We start from the raw sequence: 19,368 nt of genomic DNA, 5'->3' as shown, positions 1-19,368 counted from the left end.
TCGAGTGGTGAAATGTATCGGGGGTCTGACCCAGTTTAGCAGGCTACAACGGGGTCGTACCCCCAGCGGGGGTACGACCCCACCCTTCTGCCCGCGCCAATCTCCAATCAGCCAGCCAGTTCTTCTACCAACATTTCCGCCGGAATTTCCCGGCAGCCACTGGCATTCTGCCCGGACCACAATGGTGAGAAATCCCCGGTGCCAGCCGCTTCCCCGGCTGCTCGCAGCGGTGCAATGGCATTCGTTGCCAGGGGAAATACCGGTGCCTGATCGCAAACCGGGCCCAGTTCCCGCATTACCCGGTTAACAATGCCCCGCGCGGGGCCGCCGGAGAACAGGTTGGTGATGGCCGTATGCCGCGCCGCCGGGCTTTTCAGGGCCTCGCGATGCAGGGGCTTGGTGGTGGCTTCCGGGCAGAGCATGAACGCGGTGCCGATTTGTGCAGCCACGGCGCCCAGGTCCAGGGCTGCCCGCACACCTGCGGCCGTGGCAATGCCGCCGGCGGCGATTACCGGAATCTTCACTGCAGCCACAATCTGCGGCAGCAGGGCGAACGTGCCCATCTGGGTGGTCATGTCCGTGTTGAGGAAAATGCCCCGGTGCCCGCCGGCTTCCAGGCCCTGGGCGATGATGGCATCGGCGCCGTGCTGTTCCAGCCAGAGGGCTTCGTCTACGGTGGTGGCAGTGGACAGCACCTTCGCACCGGCTTTTTTGACGCGCTCCAGAAGTTCCTGCTCCGGCAGGCCAAAGTGAAAACTCACCACGGCGGGGTGGAACTCTTCCACAATCGCTGCGGATTCTTCATTAAACGGCATACGCCCCGGGCCGGCGGTGATGCTGGCAGGATCGATGCCGAACTCCTTGTAATAGGGCGCCAGTACCTGCTGCCAGCTGGCTTCTTGCTGGGGGTTGGGCTCGGGCGGCGTGTGCGCAAAAAAGTTCAGGTTGTAGGGCTGCTGGGTGGCTTCATTCAACGCCTTAAGCTCCTCCCGCAAAGCCTCCGCCCCCAGCATTGCACAAGGCAAAGATCCGAGCCCACCGGCATTCGAAACCGCCGCCGCCAGCCGATAATCCTGAACCCCCGCCATCGGCGCCTGGATGACGGGCTTCTCGACGTTAAACAGGGCTGTCAGTGCGTTACTCATACTCTCTTCTCCAATTCGGGGTCAGACCCCCAGTACATTTCGTGTGGCTGAATGTATCGGGGGTCTGACCCCGTTGGTTGATTTTTAGTCGATTCGGAAGTCTGGGTGTAGGGTTTGCCAGTGTTGCGACATCAGTCGTCTTCGTCTAACAGGCCTTGCCAGGGGTTGTCTGCGATGGGGTTGGAGTTGGGGATTAGTTCTGCCTTGCCTTCCAGAAAAGCCGCAACAGCCCTCGCTTTCTCTTCTGGTATTAGCATAACTCGCATCTTCAGTCCTTTGGCTACTAGTTCAAGGGTTTCTAGTCGTGAATTACCCCCAGACTCAAGCCGCTGATACTGCTGGCGAGGCATGCCGATGCGCATCTCCATATCCTGCTGGCGCAGTTCAAGAGATTTGCGGCGATCTTTCAACTGTTCGTGGACTTTGCTCATGGGTCCTTTCTGGCAACGTATAAGTTTCAAAATATTATAATAGAATCATATTAGTTTCATTTTCGCCGAATGCAACCAATTCGGGGTCAGACCCCCAGTACATTTCGTGTGGCTAAATGTATCGGGGGTCTGACCCCCGCAGTGTGTCGGTTGGGCCAAGGTTTGTGGCGGGGTGGGTTGGTAAGTTTACCGGAATAACAAGTTCAATGAGCGGAGTGTGGGTTTTATGAGTCGACAGGTTTTTATTACCGGCGGGGCCAGTGGTATCGGGTTGCAGCTGGCGCGGAGTTATGTGCGCACGGGCGCAGCGGTAACTTTGTTTGATGTGCAGCCGGCGGAGCAGGCGGTGGCGGAGCTTTCGGCGCTTGCCGGGGCGCACAAGGTGCGGGCGTTTGTGGTGGATGTCACCCGGCCGGAGCAGGTGCGGGAGGTGCTTGCAGAGGCCGCAAGGGATGCACAGCCGGATGTAATGATTCACTGCGCCGGCATTTGTGTGGCGGCGGATTTCGAGGCGATTGATGACGACACCTACGCCCGGGTGATCAACATTAACCTGGTTGGTTCCCGCAATGTGGTGGCCGGCGCGCTGCCGCATCTGAAATCCGGCTCGCAGTTGGTGCTGATTGCTTCCATGGCCGGGCTGGTGGGCTGTTACGGGTATGCGGCTTACTGCGCTTCGAAATACGGGGTGGTTGGGCTGGCGGAGGTGTTGCGGATTGAGCTGGCGCAGAAGGGGATTGATGTAACCGTGGTGTGCCCGCCAGAGGTGGAAACGCCGATGGTGGAAGCGGAGCGGCTGAACCGGCCGAAGCAAACGGAAGCCCTGAAACTGATGGCGGGTACGCTGCCGCTGGATTACGCGGTTCGGCAGATTCGCAAGGGCATTGATGCCCGGCGCTTTATGGTGATCCCGGGCTGGCGGGCCCGGGGGTTGTGGTTCACCAACAAGTTGTTGCCGGGGTTTATGACGCGCCGGTTGGCGGATTTTTTGGTTAGCCGGTGATCGCTGGCGGGTCTGACCCGCCGATAAAAATCCGCTCTGGAGGATAATTTATCGGGGGTCTGACCCCGAATCAGGAAAGGGCCTGGGTGAGGTCGGCGATCAGGTCTTCGGCATCTTCCAGGCCTACGGACAGGCGCAGCATGCCGTCGCCGATGCCGCGTTTCAGGCGTTCTTCGCGGCTCAGGCCGTGGTGGCTGGTGGCGCTGGGTTGGCTGACCAGGCTTTCTACGCCGCCCAGGCTGGTGGCGAGCAGGAAGATTTTCAGGGAATCTGCCACCTTTTCGGCTGCTTGCTGGCCGCCTTCCACTTCAATGCTGAGCATGCCGCCGAAGCCGGTCATCTGCTGTTGGGCCAGGGTATGGCCTTCGAAGGAGGGCAGGCCGGGGTAGTGCACTTTGGTGATTTTCGGGTGCTGTTCCATGGCTTCAGCTACCGCCATGGCGTTTTCGTTGTGCTGGCGGATTCGTACCGGCAGAGTGCGCAGGCTGCGGGAGAGCAGGGCGGCGGTTTCCGGGGCGATCAGCTGGCCCAGGTTTTTGCGCCAGGCGGCTACCGGTTTGGCCAGTTCGGCTGAGGTCATCAGGGCGCCGGCGGTGATGTCGCTGTGGCCGCTGAGGTATTTGGTGGCGCTGTGCAGTACCAGGTCTGCTCCAAGTTCCAGCGGTTGCTGGTTGATGGGGCTGGCGAAGGTGTTGTCTACCGCCACCAGGGCGCCGTGTTGGTGGGCGGTTTCGGCGATGGCGCGAATGTCCAGAATGGCCATGTTCGGGTTGGCCGGGGTTTCGAAATACACCAGTTTGCCCGATTCGCCCAGCTCGTGTGCCAGCCGGTTCTGTTCTTCACGGAACAGGAAGGTGACCGGAATGCCCAGGGCCATGCAGTGATTTTTCAGCAGTTCCTGGGTGCCGCCGTACAGGTCCCCCACGCAGACAATCCCCTTGCGGCCGTGGGCCAATAGCGTTGCAGAAATCGCCGCCATGCCCGAGCCAAACGCCAGCGCCGCTTCTGCCCGTTCCAGCCCGGCCAGCCCTTGCTCCAGTTCCCGGATGCTCGGGTTGGTGCCCCAGCGGGTGTACAGGTTGCCTTCGCTGCGCCCTTCAATCACATCCAGCAAGGCGGCGGTGTTCTCGAACCGGTAGGTGGTGGTGTTGTACACCGGCGAGTAGGGGCTGCCGAACTGATCTTTGTGGCGGCGGTTGTGGATGATGCGGGTGGCGGGGCCTTTGTGGTTCATGGTGGTTCCTGTCACTTTTTAGGGGTCAGACCCCCGATACATTTGATGGCATCAAATGTACCCGGGGTCTGACCCCGGTGGTTTTATTGGCCGGGGAGTAGGCTGCATTGTAGACTGTTGCGTATTGAGAGGATAACCGAGTTGCTTCAACCCAAAGAAGGAAGACGCTTTGTCTATCAAGTTGACTGAATTCAGCCACGGCGCGGGCTGTGGTTGCAAGATTGCGCCGGATGTTCTGGACCGGATTCTGCACACCGATATGCCGGATTTTCATGATCCGAAACTGCTGGTGGGTAACAGCAGCCGGGATGATGCGGCGGTGGCGGATATCGGTAACGGGATTGGCGTGATCAGCACCACCGATTTCTTTATGCCGGTGGTGGATGATCCGTACGATTTCGGCCGGATTGCGGCGGCGAATGCCATCAGTGATGTGTACGCCATGGGCGGTAAGCCGGTGATGGCGATTGCGATTCTGGGCTGGCCGGTGAATGAGCTGGCGCCGGAGATTGCCGCGCAGGTGATTGATGGCGGCCGTGCCGTGTGCGCCGAGGCAGGCATTGCACTGGCCGGTGGCCACAGTATTGATTCGCCAGAGCCGATTTTCGGGCTGGCGGTGACCGGCCAGGTGGCGGTAGACCGCATTATCCGCAACGACACCGCCAAGGCGGGTGACCTGCTGTATCTGACCAAGCCGCTGGGCGTGGGCATTCTGACCAGTGCCTCCAAGAAGGGCAAGGTAACGCCGGAAGACCTGGCCGTCGCGGTGCAGAACATGTCGACCCTGAACAAGGTGGGCGAGGTGTTCGCACAGATTGATGGCGTGAATGCGATGACCGACGTAACCGGTTTCGGCCTGGCTGGCCACCTGCTGGAAATCTGCCGGGGCAGTGGCCTGAAGGCTACCGTCAGCCGCAAGGCGATTCCGACCCTGCCAAACCTGCAGCCGTACATTGATGCCGACTGCATCCCGGGCGGTACCCACCGCAACGCCGCGGCGTTCGGCAAGGCCATCTCCGGCATGACCGAGGCCGACAAGTTGCTGTTCTGCGATCCGCAAACCAGTGGCGGTCTGATGGTGAGCGTGGCGGAAAGCAGCCGCGAAGCCTTCGAAGCCAAGGCTCGCGAGCAGGGGCTGGAGCTTCAGCCGCTGGGTCGCCTGGAAGCGACCGGTTCCGAAGAGAGCCTGGTGTTCATCGAAGACTGATAGCACCCGCAATCAAAAAGCCGCGCCTGGTACCAAACCCGGCGCGGCTTTTTTGTATTCGGGGTCAGACCCCGAATACATTTGGTGGGTCAAAATGTACCGGGGGTCTGACCCCCATGGAAGATCAGGGGCAGGTGGTTGAAGCCGCCGGTGGGGAACATGGCGCGTTCTGGTTGTTCGTCTTTTGCGATGTCTATGGCTGATATCTGCTTCAGGAATTCCTCCATGAACACACTCAGCTCCATCCGGGCCAGGGGGGCGCCGGGGCACACGTGGATGCCGGCGCCGTAGAGCAGGTTTTTGTTGGCGTTCTGGTGTGGGCAGTAGCTGTCCGGGTTGCCGAATTCGGTTTCGTCCCGGTTGGCGGAGGCCGAGAGGAGGGTGATTTTCTCGCCGGCAGGAATGGTGCGGCCGCCGATTTCGACTTCGCGGGTGGTTATCCGGCGGTTGGAGATCAGCGGGGCGTCCATACGCAGGATTTCGCCGATGGCTTCGGGCAGCAGCTCCGGTGCGGCTTTCAGGTCGGCCATTAAGGCCGGGTGCTGAGCCAGGTAGTTCAGCAGTATGGAGACGGAGGCGGAGATGGTGGCCAGTTCGCCCACGGTCCAGTTGCGCATCAGGCTGACCAGTTCGTCATCGGTCATGGGTTTGCCGTTCACCTGTTCGCGCATCAGCGAGGTGGTGACGTCATCCGGCGCCTGGTCGCCAGCCTGGCGGCGGGTTTCAAGCATGTCGGTAATGTAGTCGTCGAATTCCCGGGCCACAGCGGCCATGGCGTCCCGATCCCGGGCGAGGGTGGCGCGGTGGTTCTTGCGTACCCATTCCGCCAGGGGTTCGTGCAGGCGTTCAGGCCAGCCCATAAAGGCGCACTGGATATGCAGGGCGAAGGGGCGGCTGAGGGCATCGACCACATCCACGGCCTCACCCTTGGCCAACTGGCTCACCAGCCCGCGGGCAATCTCACGGCAAACCGGTTCGAACCGGGCCATGGGTTCCGGGGCGAAGTAAGGTTCGATCACTTTGCGATAGGGGGTGTGCTCGGGCGGGTCCATGCCGTTGGGAACGGACAGGTGGGCAGACACGGCGTTGCTGAAGGTGTCGTGGTCTTCCAGTACGGCCATCACGTCTGCATGGCGGAACAGCGTCCATTGCTGGTAGTCGCTCCAGGCCACGGGGCAGCGTTCGCGCATGTCGTCGTACGCGCGGATCTGGTCTTTCTGTACGCTGGCGGCTCTTGGGTCCCAGTCTTCGTGGCGCTGTTCGGTCATACGGCCTCCTGATGGTCTCGTTAGCTTGCTTTCAGGCTAACACCGGAGGCCGCTGGCCATTTGGAGAAATATCAATTTATGACATTTGTAAAGGAAATTGCCTATGCGCCGCGGGTAACGCTGACCACCTTCAGGTGGATGGGCTTGCGGCCTTTCATGGGCCATTCGATGCTGTCGCCGATGCTCAGGCCCAGCATGGCGGCACCGGCCGGGGCCAGGATGGACACCTTGTGGTCTGCATCGCCCACTTCGTGGGGGTAAACCAGCATCATTTCGTGTTCTTTGCCGGCGTCTTCATCCACAAAGCGCACCAGCGAGTTCATGGTGACCACGCCTTCGGGCATTTCGGCCAGGGGCACGAGGTCTGCGCGGCTGAGTTCGTCTTCCAGGCCGTCGGCGACGTCGGACTTGCCGGCCATGCGCTCGAGCAGGGTGCTCAGGCGGTTGTAATCTTCTTCAGCAACAGTAATAGAGGGTAATTCAGACATAGAAATCTCCGGAAAAATGGTTCAACAATGTTGGGTTTTAAGCGCTGAATCCGGAAGGGTTGTAAGGTGGATTCAGCGAAATCAGAGGCGGATAGCAGCCCTGCCGGTGTTCGCAGAGGAAGACCGCAGTGCCAAAGAGGATGTGTGAATACAGGAAATCTGGCTGTTCACGTTGTTCGAATCAGTCCGTTATAGGATGCTATAGGCTGAATCTAACCCCCAAAGAGCAAAATGGCAACGGTTAAAAGGATGATGGCATGCCGGTAGTTGTACAGGCCCTGTTTCCGGTTTTCGTATTGATCATGTTGGGCCATGTTTTACGGCGGCTGAACTTCCCGGGCGGGGATTTCTGGCCCCAGGCGGAGCGGTTCACCTATTACATTCTTTTCCCGGCCATGCTGGTGTTCAAGCTGGGGCAGGCCAGGTTGCCGGCCTCGGCCTATGCCGACACCGCGTTGCTGATTGTGGCCATGCTGTTGGCGATGACGGCCGTGCTGGTGGCGGTTCAGCTGTTCTGGCGCTGGAGCGGGTCGGTGTTTTCCTCGGTGTATCAGGGCGCTATTCGCTTTAACTCCTATGTGGGTCTGGCGGCGGGCGGAATGCTGCTGGGGGACGACGGGCTGTCGCTGACGGCCATCGCGGTGGCCATTATGGTGCCGTTGCTGAACCTGCTGTGCATTCTGATGTTCTCGCTGGTGGCGGGGCAGGACAAGGTCAGCGTGGTTCAGGTATTGCGGGCGATTGTGACCAACCCGCTGATTGTCGGCTCGGTGCTGGGGGTATTTTGGAGCTGGTTCCAGATCGGTTTCCATCCGCTACTGGCGGGCATCCTGGCACCCCTGAGCAACCTGGCGTTGCCCATGGGGCTGATGACGGTGGGGGCAGGGTTGCAGTTGAGCGCCTTGCGGGGTGCTTCGGCGCCGTTCCTGGTGTCGTCCGGGTTGAAGCTGCTGGCCTTCCCCGCCATGGTGGTGGGGCTGGCCTGGGCGCTGGGAATGAGTGGTTTGCTGGTGCAGGTGGCGGTGTTGCTGGCAGCGCTGCCCACCGCCACCTCAGCTTACATCCTGGCACGCCAGCTGGGCGGTGATGCGCCGCTGATGGCAGGGATCATCAGCGGGCAGACCTTGCTGGCGATGGTCACCATTCCGTTAATGCTGAGCCTGTTCTGGTAGGCATTCCAGCACGGCATCGGCAATGGATTGCTGGAACTGGATGTAGCCTTCGCTGGTCGATTCGATATCGGTGGCCAGCGGGTCCCAGGTGCTGAAGGTAACGTCCAGACCTTCGGTGATGGAACGCCACCACTGGCGGTTGAACTGGGGTTCGGTCAGCAGGCAGGGCTGATTGGCCTGGCGCAGCTTGTCCTGCACTTCGGCAATGTGCCGGGCGCCGGGGGACAGCTCCGGGTTCAGGGTGAGCACGCCATCCAGTTGCAGTTCATAGTGTTCGGCAAAGCGTTCAAAGGCGCTGTGGTAGGCAAACAGGCTGATGCTGTGAAGCGGTGCCAGGCTGGCTTTAATGTCCTGTTCTGCTGCATTCAGGTCTTGCTCGAACCGGGCCAGGTTGGCGTCCAGTTCTTCTTTCTTCATATCCTCCAGCGTGACCAGTCTGGCGTGGATGTCCCGTGCCATGTCCAGGGCCAGTTGCGGGTCTGTCCAGATGTGCGGGTCTTCGCCGTCTCCGTGGTCGTGGCCATGGTCGTCGTGGTGATCGTGGCCGCTGTGTTCATCTTCGTGATGATTGTCTTCACCTTCCGGTACGTCGGTAAAGGCCACCACCCTGCCGTCGAATTCATGGCCACCGAGCAGGCGGCTGAGGAAGGTTTCCATCTCCGGCCCAACCCAGAAGATGGCGTCGGCCTGTTCCAGGGCACGGCGCTGGGAGGGTTTCATGGTGTAGTTGTGGGGGCTGGAGCCGGCAGGTACCAGGGTTGAAACCTGCACGCTGTCGCCGGCCACCGCTTTCACCAGCAGTTCCAGAGGCTTGATGGAGGTGACAACGTTGGCGGCAGAGGCCGGAAAGGCGGTAACGGCCGCGGCCATGCCAAGGGCGAGAGAGAGGGTGCTGCGTTTCATGGTACTGAATCCTGATGATGTCCTGAAACGTTATAATATTACATTAACGGCAGTTGGTGCAAAGCCGATCATGCGAAACCGCCCCATGGCCGCTATAATGCGCCCTTTATAAATCGGCCACTTATTTTCAGGATGGTTTCATGACAGTACGCACCCGAATTGCCCCGTCGCCCACTGGCGATCCACACGTTGGTACCGCCTACGTGGCCCTGTTCAACCTGTGTTTTGCACGCCAGCACGGTGGCCAGTTCATTCTGCGCATTGAAGACACGGACCAGGCCCGCAGCACGGCGGAATCCGAGCAGGATATCCTCAAGGCCTTGCGCTGGCTGGGCCTGAACTGGGATGAAGGCCCCGATGTGGGCGGCCCCCACGGCCCTTATCGCCAGTCTGAGCGTAAGCACATGTACGGCCAGTACGCAGAAGACCTGGTTACTGCCGGCCATGCTTTCTATTGCTTCCGCACCCCGGAAGAACTGGACGCCATCCGCGAAGAGCGCAAGGCCCAGGGTCTGAACCCGGGTATCAAGGGTGACCTGGAGCTGCCGGCAGACGAAGTGAAGCGCCGCCTGGATGCCGGCGAGTCTTACGTTATCCGCATGAAGGTGCCGGACGAAGGTGTGTGCGAGATCCAGGACATGCTCCGGGGTACCATCGAAATCGACTGGGCCCAGGTGGACTGCCAGATCCTGCTGAAATCCGACGGCATGCCTACCTACCACCTGGCCAACGTGGTGGATGACCACTTGATGGGCATTACCCATGTGCTGCGGGGTGAGGAGTGGATCAACTCCGCGCCCAAGCACAAGCTGCTGTATCAGTACTTTGGCTGGGACATGCCGGAGCTTTGCCACCTGCCGCTGCTGCGTAACCCGGACAAGAGCAAGCTGTCGAAGCGCAAGAACCCCACCAGCATCAACTTTTACGAGCGCATGGGCTTTTTGCCGGAGGCGGTCACCAACTATCTGGGCCGAATGGGCTGGTCCATGCCGGACGAGCGCGAGAAGTTCACCCTGGATGAGATGATCGAGAACTTCGATATCCAGCGCGTGTCCCTCGGTGGCCCGGTGTTTGATGTAGAGAAGCTGCGCTGGCTGAACGGCCAGTGGATTCGCGATGAGCTGAGCGACGAACAGTTCATGGAGCGGATGCATCAGTGGTGGTTCAACCGTGATGACCTGCAAGCGCTGGTGCCGCACATCAAGGGCAGGGCAGAGGTGTTCTCTGACGTTGCCCCTATGGCCCAGTTCATGTTCAGCGGCATGCTGAACCTGAAGCCGGAAGACTTTGCCCACAACAAGCTGGATGAGAGCCAGGTCAAGCGGGTGCTGCAGTTCACCCTGTGGAAGCTGGAGGCCCAGCGCCACTGGAGCAAGGAAACCATCTTTGCCGACATCAAGGCCCTGGCCAAGGCCATGGACCTGAAGATGGGGGATTTCATGTTTTCGATCTTCGTGGCCATTGCCGGAACGCCCAATTCCTGGTCGGTGATGGACTCCATGGCCCTGCTTGGCCCGGACATGACCCGCGCCCGTTTGCGCACCGCGCTGGACGTAATGGGTGGTTTCTCCAAGAAAGAAACCAAGAAAGTAGAGAAAGAATACGCCGCTCTGGATATTTAATAATCGGTTTGTGGGTTAATTGAACGATGTGAACAGGGATGTTCAAAAAACTTTAAAAAAAGCGAAATCGGGTGTTGACGGCCTAGGGGCGGATCCTTAATATACGCATCCGTTGAGGGGCCATAGCTCAGCTGGGAGAGCGCAACACTGGCAGTGTTGAGGTCAGCGGTTCGATCCCGCTTGGCTCCACCAATTTCTAGTCCCCTTCGTCTAGTGGCCTAGGACTCCGCCCTTTCACGGCGGCAACAGGGGTTCGAACCCCCTAGGGGACGCCAATACGGCTTGACGGTTTAGTCCACCGGATAGCCATCAAAAAAACCGCCTTCGGGCGGTTTTTTTGTGTCCGGACGAGGGGTCAGACTCCCCAACGGGGGTCTGACCCCTTATAGCTCGGAGAATGGGGGTCAGACCCCCGTTGGGGAGTCTGACCCCGGGGAGAGTTTTGATCCCTAGCGGGCAGCAATCGCTCCCTTGCCCACGCCTTCATAAGCCTTCACCCGAATCTCGTCTTCCGGAAACTCTGCCTTCAGCGTGTCCGCAATGTGCGCGGCAATCAGCTCTACGGTGGTGTCGGTATCCAGCATGTACACGCGGCTTTCCGGCAGGGTGAGGGCGAATTCGCCCTGGTTGGCTTCGTATTCGAAGGTGATGTACGCCGCGCCGTCGTAGCCTACAAAGCGGCGGGTTACGTCTTCTTCGGTGCCTACGTAGATATCCTTCCACAGTTTGGCCCAGCGGTTTTCCAGGTCGTAGTCCCGGTGGCCGTTGCGGTCGATGCGGATGGGGGAGCGGTGGCCGTGGGCGATGCGCTGGCAGTTGCCCAGGTGTTTCTTCAGGCCGTGTACGTAGTGGTAGTAAGCGCCTTCAATCACGTCTTCCCGCAGGTTGATTTCCACGGAGGTGACGTTGCCGGGCAGTACTGCCATCAGTTCTTTTTCCAGCAGAGCGGCTACGGCCGAGGGGACTACCCGGTCTGAGGACAGCCACACCACGGCTTCATCCGGTGAGCGGTGTTCGATGCGGCTGCCGTCGGTCAGGTCCCAGATAAAGGTGTCCGGGGTTTCTTCGTCCCAGTGCAAGCCTTCATAGCCACGGGGGATCACCAGGCGGTGGTCTACCCGCTCGTCGATCACCCGTTTGATGGTGCGTTTGACCAGGCTGAAATCGAACACCATGCCCTGTTCGTCCAGTTCGCCGCCCAGAACCACGTCGGCAATCCAGCTTTCACCCACAAGGCCCCGGCTTGGGTCCAGGTAGGCGAAGTCAATCACGGTGAGGTTGTCGACAAAGAGGTGGTTCATGAATGGTCCGGCTGATTTGGTTGCATGGTGGCGGAATTCTAGCAAAAATCGCGGGATTCAGCAGTTTACTGCAGCTATCCACGCTATTAAGGAATCCGGCATCTTAACCATCAACCCTCGTTCTCACGATCAGCAGTTTCCGGCATTGGTGCTGGCGGCGGGCCGTGCCTCCCGTATGGGGCATTACAAACAGTTGTTGCGGGTTCCGGGGCGGGGCACGTTACTGGACAACGCCATTGGCCAGGCCCGGCAGTTGTCGGCGCAGATCACGGTGGTGGCCGGTGCCGGATATCCGCTGGTGCGTTTTCGCTGCCACAGGCAGCCGGCAAGCTGGATTGTGTGCGACAACTGGCAGGCCGGGCTGGCGGAGTCCCTGAAAGCGGGTGTGGCCGCCCTGGGGCCGAAGGCATTGGGCGTGTTTGTGGTGTTGGGGGATCAGCCTCTACTGGATATCGACGGCCTGAAACAGCTGGCCCGGCAGGCCCGGGATAACCCGGCAAAAGCCCTGGGTGCCAGTTACGGGCGCAGAACGGGAGTGCCGGCGTGGATTCCGAGGGCCCTTTGGCCGCAGGTATTTCAGCTGGAAGGGGATGCCGGAGCGGGTGTTATCCTCAACCGTGCGGGAGCCGGCCGGGTAGAGATTGCCGGGGTGCAACAGGATGTCGACACCCCCGGCGACTGGCGTCAGGTACGTGCGATGTTAAACGCCGAACAGTCCTGACAGCCAGGCAATACCCACACTGAAAATGCCGAGGCTCACGGCCAGGCCCAGCGTGTACATGCGGGAGTTGGCGGAACGCTGCTGCGAGACGTACAGGTCGATGGTGCGCTGGGCGATGTCTTCCGCGGTTTCCCGGGAGATTTCGTGGGCCTGCTGGATGGCTTCAGACTGCAGGGTTTGCCAGAACTCGGTGTCGATGGTCTGCACATTGGTGATGTGGTCTTTCAGCTCGGCCAGGTGATCAGGGGTAAAGCCGGCGGTTTTCGAGAGCTCTTTCTTCAGGGCCGACAGTTCCCGGCCCAGGTTAATGTTTACCTCGGCGGCTACGTCGTCCCGCAGGTTGCGGGTGCGCTCGTCGACCATCGCGGTGAGAGTGTTCAGGCGTTCTTCCAGCTCTGCTTCCTGCTTGCTCCGGGAGTCGTCCAGGGCCCGTTTCAAGTGGTCGTACTGTTCATCAAACAGGTCACTCAGCAGTTCGTGCAGGCGGTTGTTGATGTGGGTTTTCACGGCGGAACGGGAAATCTGTTCGATCAGATTGCTGGTCAGCGGCACCACATCGGCGCCGGCGTGGCCGTTCAGGTTGATCTCGGATTTCGGCTCGACCTCGGCGGATTCCATCTCGGCTGGCGGCTCCGGCAGGGTGCCGTGCTCTACGTCGTTGGCCAGCTCCTGCAGGGCGAGCTCCAGACGCTCGGTCTGGGGCGGCTTGGTGAGGATGCTGTAGATGCCGAAGTTCCTGGCTTCTTCCGTGAAATCGGAGGATTTCTTGGAGGTGCACATGATAATCGGAATGCCGGCGGTGTCCGGGTTGCTCTTGATGGCCTTGGTGGCCTCTACGCCGTTCATGCCGGGCATCAGGTGATCCATGAAGATCACATCCGGGCGGCCGTTGTTTTTCAGGAAGTCCAGGGCTTCCTCGGCAGAGCTTGCCATGTTCACTTCCATGTCACGACTCTCGAGCAGTTTGCTGAGGGCAAACCGGGCTACCTTGGAGTCGTCCACAAGCAGAGCATTCTTGATTGGCATGTCACTTCCTCAACCTGTTACTGCTGACGCGTGGGTGCTGCGACCGGGTTTTTGATTACCAGCCTTCCAGTTGCGGGCACTGGGTGGCCCGATAGCTTTTTTCCCGATAACACACACCGGGTTCCGTTGAGCGGGCGGTAAATATTTCGCCGGCTGCGGTTGTCAGGCGAACCTGTCCGTAGGGTTCACCGTGGCGGAAAGTGGCTTCGATGGAGCTTCCGTTGGGGTTGCGCAGCAGCCCCTTGCCATGGAATTTTCCTTCCATGTATTGCCCATCGTACTTCTTCCCGTCTGCAAAAATTTCTGTGCCCTGGCCGTGGAATTCACCATTGGAGAATTCGCCTTCATAGGTGCGGCCATCGGGGTAGGTGAGTGCGCCCTGGCCGTGGAACTCGCCATTGCGGAAGCCGCCCACATAAAGCATACCGCCGGTGGTGGTCAGGGAGCCCTGTCCGTGCAGGTTGCCCTGGGCCCAGTTGCCGGTCAGGGTGTCGCCGTTGGCCCGGGCCAGGGTGCCCTTGCCGTGGAATTCGTTGCGTTCGAAAAGGCCGTTGTAGCGGCTGCCATCCGGATACCAGGCGGTGCCTTCACCGTGGAACTTGCCATCGATAAAGTGGCCTTCGTAACGCAGGCCGGTATCGTCTTCGTAAGTGCCATCGCCGGTTTTAACGCCACCCAGCCACTGGCCATCACGGAATTCAACGCGGGTGAGTTCTTCCAGCTGACCAACCAGAGTCATCTGCTGGCCGGCTTTCAGGGCCACCGAATTGGTCCAGGGCTGGTAGCCGGGCTTGGCAATGGTGACGTCGTAACGGCCGGGGTCCAGTTCCAGGTCCAGGCGGGTGGCGCCATAGTTGCGGCCGTTAATGGTGACCACATCGCCCACCACGTTGGAGCGCAGTACCAGCTTGCCGGTGGTGGCTGGTTCGGGCTCCGGAGCAGGTTTGGCGGCAGTTTCGGGTTCGGCCTTTGGCGCCGGTGTGGCTGTCGGGGCTGAGATAGCAGCCACGGGCTCGGCCATGGCAAGCATTTCCGGCTCTTCGGGCATGGGTTCAACCGAGAAGGGTTCGGCAATCAGGGGCTGTTCGGGTTCCGGGGCCGGCTCGGGTTGAACCTGTGGGGCAGGCTCTGGTTCGGGCTCAGGCTGGGGTTCTGCATCGGCAAAGATCATTTCCGGGGTTTCGGCTGGCTCCGGGCCTGGCTCTGCACTGGCTTTGGCAATGGCGGCTTCCACCTGGGGCGCCTGGGCTACGGGCAGGGCAATGTCTTTGCGTACCGAGGCAAATCCGGCAGTAACCAGCAGCATTAGGGCAAGCGCGTTGATGAACAGCAGTGGTCTGAAATCGACCATGATGAAACCTCGTGATCCATACGTTCCGGATGCTTTTGTTGTGGTTTCATCTTAACCACTGTGTGCAACGTTATGTAACAGAAACCGCCTGCAGTTGGTCAGAATGCTGGCCAAATCACACTTTGTCCGGAAGCGGGTCATGGTTAACCTGCTCCCACGCCTTCATGTATACATCGGCTTCATATTCATAGGGTGACCGGAACGGGGTCAGAACGAAGTCGAACACCAGGAAAAAGCTGCCGATGGACAGCCAGGCGATGGTCAGGGTGCTCAGGGTGGTGGCCTGTTGTTCCGGGTTGGAGGCAACGAACTCCTGCAGCATGGGGATCAGGCTGTTGGCCATCACCACCGGGTTAAAACTGGACAGTACAAAGGGCAGCCAGAAGGCGATCACCACGGGGAAGAAGCCGTAACACCACAGGGCGCGGCGTAGCAGGTAGAGGGCAACTTCCTTGCGAAACTGCCGTCTGAGTTCCGGTGTTTTGCGGATCTGCTCCAGGTACCGGCGGCGTTCGGCCCACCAGGCGGCTACTTCAGGAGAGTCTATGTGCTTCTGGGTATGGTCTGTCATAAATCGGCAGGCTACCTTGTTGAGTCCGTTCCGTGCATCATATCCGATAGTACGTGTTACCCTGTAATTCTCCAATTGTTCAATACACAGGATCGTTTTAATGGCTGCAGCGACAGACAACGCAATCCATCCGGCTTTCGAGAAAATTCGCAGTCACCGGATTGGCACCCTTAACCTGGAGGTTGAGGAGTATCGCCACAAGAAAACCGGTGCACGCCATCTTCACCTGGCGGCAGATAACGACGAGAACGTGTTTTTCGTGGCCCTGCGTACCTTCCCGATGGACTCCACCGGTGTTGCGCACATTCTCGAGCATACGGCACTGTGCGGCAGTGAGCGTTATCCCGTTCGCGACCCGTTTTTCATGATGATCCGGCGTTCCCTGAACACCTTTATGAACGCCTTTACCAGCAGCGACTGGACCGCCTACCCGTTCGCCAGCATGAACCGCAAGGACTTCGACAACCTGTTGTCGGTGTACCTGGATTCGGTATTCTTCTCCAAGCTGGACCCGCTGGACTTTGCCCAGGAAGGCCATCGCCTGGAGTTCGACAAGCCGGACGACCCGTCCAGCGACCTGGTGTACCGGGGCGTGGTCTATAACGAAATGAAGGGGGCCATGAGTGCGCCCACTTCCCAGCTGTGGCAGAACCTGACCAGCCACCTGTTCCCGACGACCACCTACCACTACAACAGTGGCGGTGAGCCGGACCATATAGTGGACCTGACCTACCAGGACCTGGTGAAGTTCTACAAGCACCATTACCACCCGAGCAACGCGATTTTTGCCACCTACGGCAATATTCCCGCCTATGAGCACCACGAGAAATTCGAAGAGCTGGCTCTGAAACAGTTCGACAAGCTGGACATCGAACTGCCGGTGCGGGACGAAAAGCGCATGTTCGCCCCTATGCGGGTAGAGCAGGGCTATGCGGTGAATGAAGGCGAAGGCACCGAGAACAAAACCCACATTGTGATGGGCTGGTTGCTGGGCCACAGCTTTGACCTGCAGGAAAACCTTGAAGGCCAGCTGCTGTCTTCCGTTTTGCTGGAAAACAGTGCATCACCGCTGATGCGGGCGCTGGAAACCACCGATCTGGGCCACGCGCCATCGCCCATGTGCGGGCTGGAAGATTCCAACCGGGAAATGACCTTTGTATGCGGTATTGAGGGCAGTGAGCCGGAGCGCCGTGCCGAGCTGGAGCAGTTGGTGGAGTCTACCCTGCAGAAAGTGGCCGATGAAGGCATCAGCCAGGAGCGGCTGGAAGCCATTCTGCACCAGTTGGAACTGCATCAGCGGGAGATCGCCGGCGACAGCTTCCCCTATGGTTTGCAGCTGATCATGCACGCGATTTCACCCATGGTGCACGGCGGGGATCCGGTAGAGCTGCTGGACCTTGAGCCGGTACTGGCTACCCTGCGTGAAAAGATCAAAGACCCGGACTACGTGCCAGGCCTGATTCGTCGCAAACTGTTGGATAACCCGCACCGGGTAACCCTGACCCTGCGCCCGGACGAAAACCTGGAAAGCCAGCATCAGAAGGCGATCCGGGAAACCCTGGCCAGGCGCAAGGCCAGCCTGAGCGAAGAGGAAGTGCAGCAGATTGTCGAGCGGGCACAGGCGCTGGAAGAGCGCCAGCTGCGCAAAGACGACGATTCCATTCTGCCGAAGGTAGGGCTGGACGATGTGCCCCTGCAGATGCCGGAGCCAGTCGGCAGTTACGATGCTGAAATTGGCGCTACGGTTTATGCCCGCGGCACCAACGGCCTGGTGTACCAGCAGGTTGTGCTGCCACTTCCGGCCCTGAGCAAAGACGAACTGCTGCTGTTGCCTTACTACACCACCCTGATTTCCGAACTGGGTTGTGGCGACCTGGATTACCTGCAGATGCAGGATCGTATTTCCGCGGAATCCGGCGGCATTGGCGCATCCTTTACCGCCAAGGGCCGGATTGACGATGTACAGGCTATGTCCGGCTACCTGATCTTCAGCGGCAAGGCACTGGCCCGCAACAGTGCGGCGCTGACCCGTCTGCTGAAAGATGTGTATACCGGTGTGCGGTTTGACGAGCACGATCGCATTCGCGAAATCGTGGCCCAGGCCCGTGCCCGCCGCGAACAGGCGGTCACCGGCAGTGGCCACGCACTGGCTATGGGTGCTGCCGCCCAGGGTCTGAGCGCCGGCGCCTGGCTGACGTTCCGGTTGGGTGGCCTGGAAGGGATTCGGGGCACCAAGGCCCTGGACAAGTCCCTGAAAGACGAACAGGCCCTGAAGGATTTCTGTGCCAGCCTGGCCGCGCTGCATGTCAAGATTCGCAACCAGGGTCGCCAGTTCCTGCTGATTGGCGAAGATGGCCAGCTGGCGCCTATGCTGGACGAGCTGAAAGCTTGTTGGCAGAACGACAGCGGTGAAACCAGCGAAAGCTGGAGCATGGAGCCGGTGAACTACAACACCCGCGAAGCCTGGCTGACCTCTACCCAGGTGAACTTCTGCGCCAAGGCCTACAGCACTGTTGCCGTGGACCATCCGGATGCAGCAGCGCTGACGGTACTGGGTGGCTTCCTGCGTAACGGTTACCTGCACCGGGCTATTCGTGAGAAGGGCGGCGCCTACGGTGGTGGTTCCGGGCAGGACAGTGTGAACGGTGTGTTCCGGTTCTTCTCGTACCGCGATCCACGCCTGGCGGAAACCCTGGATGATTTCGATGCGGCGCTCGAATGGCTGCGCACCGAACAGCATGATCACCAATCCCTGGAAGAAGCTATTCTGGGCGTGATCGGCCAGCTTGACCGGCCCCGTTCTCCGGCCGGTGCGGCTCGCCATGCGTTCCATAATGGCTTGTTTGGCCGGTCACCGGAGCAGCGTGCCCGGTTCCGGGAGCGGGTGCTGGGCGTGACGATGGATGAGCTGCGCCGGGTGGCAGACACCTGGCTGAAGCCGGAAAACGCCAGCGTGGCGGTAGTCACCAGCCCGGACAACCGGGAAGTTGCCGAAGGGCTGGGGCTGGCTATCCAGGAGCTTTAACGGTGACGTTTCAACCCGGTGGTTACCATAATCCGGGTTGAAATCTCTTCCACCGAATAGGCCGTGGTGTTCAGGTAGGGGATGCGTTCCCGCTTGTACATCAGCTCGATTTCTTCGATTTCGTGCATGCACTGCTGGATGGACGAGTACCGGGAATTGGGCCGCCGTTCGTTACGGATGGTGGCCAGCCGCTCCGGGTCGATGGTCAGGCCGAACAGCTTTTCTTTGTGGGGCCGCAGGGCCGACGGCATTTTCTGGTCGTCCAGGTCTTCTTCGGTGATCGGATAGTTGGCGGCCTTGATGCCGTACTGCAGGGCCAGGTACAGGCAGGTAGGCGTTTTGCCGCTGCGGGACGCGCCTACCAGGATCAGGTCTGCTTCGTCGTAGTGGCGGGTGCGGGCGCCGTCGTCGTTATCCAGTGCAAAGTTGACTGCATGGATGCGCCGCTCGTAGCTGCCTTCGTTGTTGATGGAGTGGGACTTGCCCACCGAGTAAGAGGACGACGAACTCAGTTCCTGCTCCAGCGGGCTCAGGAAGGTGCCGAAGATATCGATCATGAAGCCTTCGGCATCGCTGATAATCTCGCGGATGGTGCTGTTCACAATGGTGTCGAACACCAGGGGCCGTTCGCCATCCACTTCAGCGGCCTTGTTGATGCGGATGACCATCTCGCGGGCTTTGTCTTCGTCATCAATATAGGGCACGGTTACCCGTTCGAAATCGATTTTTTCAAACTGTGCCAACAGCGCGTGGCCCAGTGCTTCGGCGGTCAGCCCTGTGCCGTCCGAGATAAAAAAAGCCGTTCTTTTCATGATTTCTTTCCGTTCAGTTTTAGGCTAGTCCCTAGGTAATTCCCGCAGCTTACAGTATCATAGCCGCCATATTCGAGACTCCGCGCCA

17 protein-coding genes and 2 tRNA genes are annotated in these 19,368 nt (G+C 59.8%); 8 read left to right on the top strand and 11 right to left on the bottom strand.

Annotated features, from left to right (window positions below; translation table 11 throughout):
- Positions 1 to 107: 107 nt before the first annotated feature.
- Positions 108 to 1,145 carry an NAD(P)H-dependent flavin oxidoreductase gene (locus Q668_RS02940; protein ID WP_022988104.1) on the bottom strand — a complete coding sequence of 346 codons (1,038 nt, stop codon included), beginning with the start codon at positions 1,143 to 1,145 and terminating at the stop codon, positions 108 to 110.
- A 131-nt stretch (positions 1,146 to 1,276) separates the two neighbouring features.
- Entirely contained in the window at positions 1,277 to 1,576 is a 300-nt protein-coding gene (locus Q668_RS02935; protein WP_022988103.1) for a helix-turn-helix domain-containing protein, read from the bottom strand.
- A 226-nt stretch (positions 1,577 to 1,802) separates the two neighbouring features.
- Between Q668_RS02935 and Q668_RS02930 the strand changes: the two genes are divergently transcribed.
- Positions 1,803 to 2,579 (top strand): SDR family oxidoreductase, encoded by a 777-nt coding sequence (locus Q668_RS02930; protein ID WP_022988102.1) that lies wholly within the window; start codon positions 1,803 to 1,805, stop codon positions 2,577 to 2,579.
- Between the two features lie 70 nt (positions 2,580 to 2,649).
- On the opposite strand, the gene Q668_RS02925 is transcribed toward Q668_RS02930, so the two are convergent.
- Positions 2,650 to 3,813: a trans-sulfuration enzyme family protein gene (locus Q668_RS02925; protein ID WP_022988101.1), complete on the bottom strand. Its 1,164-nt coding sequence runs from the start codon at positions 3,811 to 3,813 to the stop codon at positions 2,650 to 2,652.
- Between the two features lie 169 nt (positions 3,814 to 3,982).
- Here Q668_RS02925 and selD point away from each other — a divergent pair, with 169 nt between their 5' ends.
- A complete protein-coding gene (gene selD / locus Q668_RS02920) occupies positions 3,983 to 5,020 on the top strand; it encodes a selenide, water dikinase SelD (protein ID WP_022988100.1) in 1,038 nt (345 codons plus the stop codon).
- 89 nt (positions 5,021 to 5,109) lie between these two features.
- On the opposite strand, the gene Q668_RS02915 is transcribed toward selD, so the two are convergent.
- On the bottom strand, positions 5,110 to 6,288 hold the full coding sequence (locus tag Q668_RS02915) for a cytochrome P450 (protein WP_022988099.1): 1,179 nt from the start codon (positions 6,286 to 6,288) through the stop codon (positions 5,110 to 5,112).
- A 101-nt stretch (positions 6,289 to 6,389) separates the two neighbouring features.
- Positions 6,390 to 6,776, bottom strand: coding sequence for a nucleoside diphosphate kinase regulator (gene rnk / locus Q668_RS02910; protein WP_022988098.1), 387 nt, complete (start codon positions 6,774 to 6,776; stop codon positions 6,390 to 6,392).
- A gap of 257 nt (positions 6,777 to 7,033) precedes the next feature.
- On the opposite strand from rnk, the gene Q668_RS02905 reads away from it, so the two are divergent.
- Positions 7,034 to 7,948 (top strand): AEC family transporter, encoded by a 915-nt coding sequence (locus Q668_RS02905; RefSeq protein WP_022988097.1) that lies wholly within the window; start codon positions 7,034 to 7,036, stop codon positions 7,946 to 7,948.
- Here the strand turns inward: Q668_RS02905 and Q668_RS02900 are convergent.
- Complete coding sequence (locus tag Q668_RS02900) at positions 7,925 to 8,851, bottom strand: zinc ABC transporter substrate-binding protein (protein WP_022988096.1); 927 nt, start codon at positions 8,849 to 8,851, stop codon at positions 7,925 to 7,927. The genes Q668_RS02905 and Q668_RS02900 overlap by 24 nt on opposite strands.
- Before the next feature lie 140 nt (positions 8,852 to 8,991).
- Here Q668_RS02900 and gltX point away from each other — a divergent pair, with 140 nt between their 5' ends.
- From gltX to Q668_RS02885, 3 genes are all read left to right on the top strand, one after another.
- Positions 8,992 to 10,473 (top strand): glutamate--tRNA ligase, encoded by a 1,482-nt coding sequence (gene gltX, locus Q668_RS02895; RefSeq protein WP_022988095.1) that lies wholly within the window; start codon positions 8,992 to 8,994, stop codon positions 10,471 to 10,473.
- A 116-nt stretch (positions 10,474 to 10,589) separates the two neighbouring features.
- Positions 10,590 to 10,665, top strand: a tRNA-Ala gene (locus Q668_RS02890).
- 7 nt (positions 10,666 to 10,672) lie between these two features.
- Positions 10,673 to 10,748 (top strand) — tRNA-Glu (locus Q668_RS02885).
- Between the two features lie 174 nt (positions 10,749 to 10,922).
- Here Q668_RS02885 and Q668_RS02880 read toward each other — a convergent pair.
- Entirely contained in the window at positions 10,923 to 11,774 is an 852-nt protein-coding gene (locus Q668_RS02880) for a 6-carboxytetrahydropterin synthase (RefSeq protein WP_022988094.1), read from the bottom strand.
- 175 nt (positions 11,775 to 11,949) lie between these two features.
- On the opposite strand from Q668_RS02880, the gene Q668_RS02875 reads away from it, so the two are divergent.
- A complete protein-coding gene (locus Q668_RS02875; RefSeq protein WP_036219015.1) occupies positions 11,950 to 12,495 on the top strand; it encodes a nucleotidyltransferase family protein in 546 nt (181 codons plus the stop codon).
- Here Q668_RS02875 and Q668_RS02870 read toward each other — a convergent pair.
- The 3 genes from Q668_RS02870 to Q668_RS02860 all read right to left on the bottom strand — a co-directional run bounded on the left by Q668_RS02870 (position 12,475) and on the right by Q668_RS02860 (position 15,443).
- Positions 12,475 to 13,521, bottom strand: a complete 1,047-nt coding sequence (locus Q668_RS02870; protein WP_022988092.1) for a response regulator — start codon at positions 13,519 to 13,521, stop codon at positions 12,475 to 12,477. The genes Q668_RS02875 and Q668_RS02870 overlap by 21 nt on opposite strands.
- Positions 13,522 to 13,576: 55 nt before the next feature.
- A complete protein-coding gene (locus Q668_RS02865) occupies positions 13,577 to 14,872 on the bottom strand; it encodes a PEGA domain-containing protein (protein ID WP_022988091.1) in 1,296 nt (431 codons plus the stop codon).
- Between the two features lie 115 nt (positions 14,873 to 14,987).
- On the bottom strand, positions 14,988 to 15,443 hold the full coding sequence (locus tag Q668_RS02860) for a hypothetical protein (RefSeq protein WP_022988090.1): 456 nt from the start codon (positions 15,441 to 15,443) through the stop codon (positions 14,988 to 14,990).
- A 100-nt stretch (positions 15,444 to 15,543) separates the two neighbouring features.
- On the opposite strand from Q668_RS02860, the gene Q668_RS02855 reads away from it, so the two are divergent.
- Positions 15,544 to 18,468, top strand: a complete 2,925-nt coding sequence (locus tag Q668_RS02855) for an insulinase family protein (protein ID WP_022988089.1) — start codon at positions 15,544 to 15,546, stop codon at positions 18,466 to 18,468.
- Here Q668_RS02855 and Q668_RS02850 read toward each other — a convergent pair.
- On the bottom strand, positions 18,465 to 19,280 hold the full coding sequence (locus Q668_RS02850; protein ID WP_022988088.1) for a pyruvate, water dikinase regulatory protein: 816 nt from the start codon (positions 19,278 to 19,280) through the stop codon (positions 18,465 to 18,467). The two genes, Q668_RS02855 and Q668_RS02850, sit on opposite strands and share 4 nt — an antisense overlap.
- Positions 19,281 to 19,368: the final 88 nt, after the last annotated feature.

It is taken from the genome of Marinobacter sp. ES-1 (assembly GCF_000475255.1).
Classification (GTDB): Bacteria; Pseudomonadota; Gammaproteobacteria; order Pseudomonadales; family Oleiphilaceae; genus Marinobacter; species Marinobacter vinifirmus.
This window is presented reverse-complemented; position numbering and strand designations above follow the sequence as displayed.

Excerpts from the sequence above, each read along its gene's own strand:
- Q668_RS02940 (WP_022988104.1), bottom strand. The coding sequence starts at position 1,145 with ATGAGTAACGCACTGACAGCCCTGTTTAACGTCGAGAAGCCCGTCATC.
- Q668_RS02935 (WP_022988103.1), bottom strand. The coding sequence starts at position 1,576 with ATGAGCAAAGTCCACGAACAGTTGAAAGATCGCCGCAAATCTCTTGAA.
- Q668_RS02930 (WP_022988102.1), top strand. The coding sequence starts at position 1,803 with ATGAGTCGACAGGTTTTTATTACCGGCGGGGCCAGTGGTATCGGGTTG.
- Q668_RS02925 (WP_022988101.1), bottom strand. The coding sequence starts at position 3,813 with ATGAACCACAAAGGCCCCGCCACCCGCATCATCCACAACCGCCGCCAC.
- Q668_RS02915 (WP_022988099.1), bottom strand. The coding sequence starts at position 6,288 with ATGACCGAACAGCGCCACGAAGACTGGGACCCAAGAGCCGCCAGCGTA.
- rnk (WP_022988098.1), bottom strand. The coding sequence starts at position 6,776 with ATGTCTGAATTACCCTCTATTACTGTTGCTGAAGAAGATTACAACCGC.
- Q668_RS02905 (WP_022988097.1), top strand. The coding sequence starts at position 7,034 with ATGCCGGTAGTTGTACAGGCCCTGTTTCCGGTTTTCGTATTGATCATG.
- Q668_RS02900 (WP_022988096.1), bottom strand. The coding sequence starts at position 8,851 with ATGAAACGCAGCACCCTCTCTCTCGCCCTTGGCATGGCCGCGGCCGTT.
- gltX (WP_022988095.1), top strand. The coding sequence starts at position 8,992 with ATGACAGTACGCACCCGAATTGCCCCGTCGCCCACTGGCGATCCACAC.
- Q668_RS02880 (WP_022988094.1), bottom strand. The coding sequence starts at position 11,774 with ATGAACCACCTCTTTGTCGACAACCTCACCGTGATTGACTTCGCCTAC.
- Q668_RS02875 (WP_036219015.1), top strand. The coding sequence starts at position 11,950 with ATGGGGCATTACAAACAGTTGTTGCGGGTTCCGGGGCGGGGCACGTTA.
- Q668_RS02870 (WP_022988092.1), bottom strand. The coding sequence starts at position 13,521 with ATGCCAATCAAGAATGCTCTGCTTGTGGACGACTCCAAGGTAGCCCGG.
- Q668_RS02865 (WP_022988091.1), bottom strand. The coding sequence starts at position 14,872 with ATGGTCGATTTCAGACCACTGCTGTTCATCAACGCGCTTGCCCTAATG.
- Q668_RS02860 (WP_022988090.1), bottom strand. The coding sequence starts at position 15,443 with ATGACAGACCATACCCAGAAGCACATAGACTCTCCTGAAGTAGCCGCC.
- Q668_RS02855 (WP_022988089.1), top strand. The coding sequence starts at position 15,544 with ATGGCTGCAGCGACAGACAACGCAATCCATCCGGCTTTCGAGAAAATT.
- Q668_RS02850 (WP_022988088.1), bottom strand. The coding sequence starts at position 19,280 with ATGAAAAGAACGGCTTTTTTTATCTCGGACGGCACAGGGCTGACCGCC.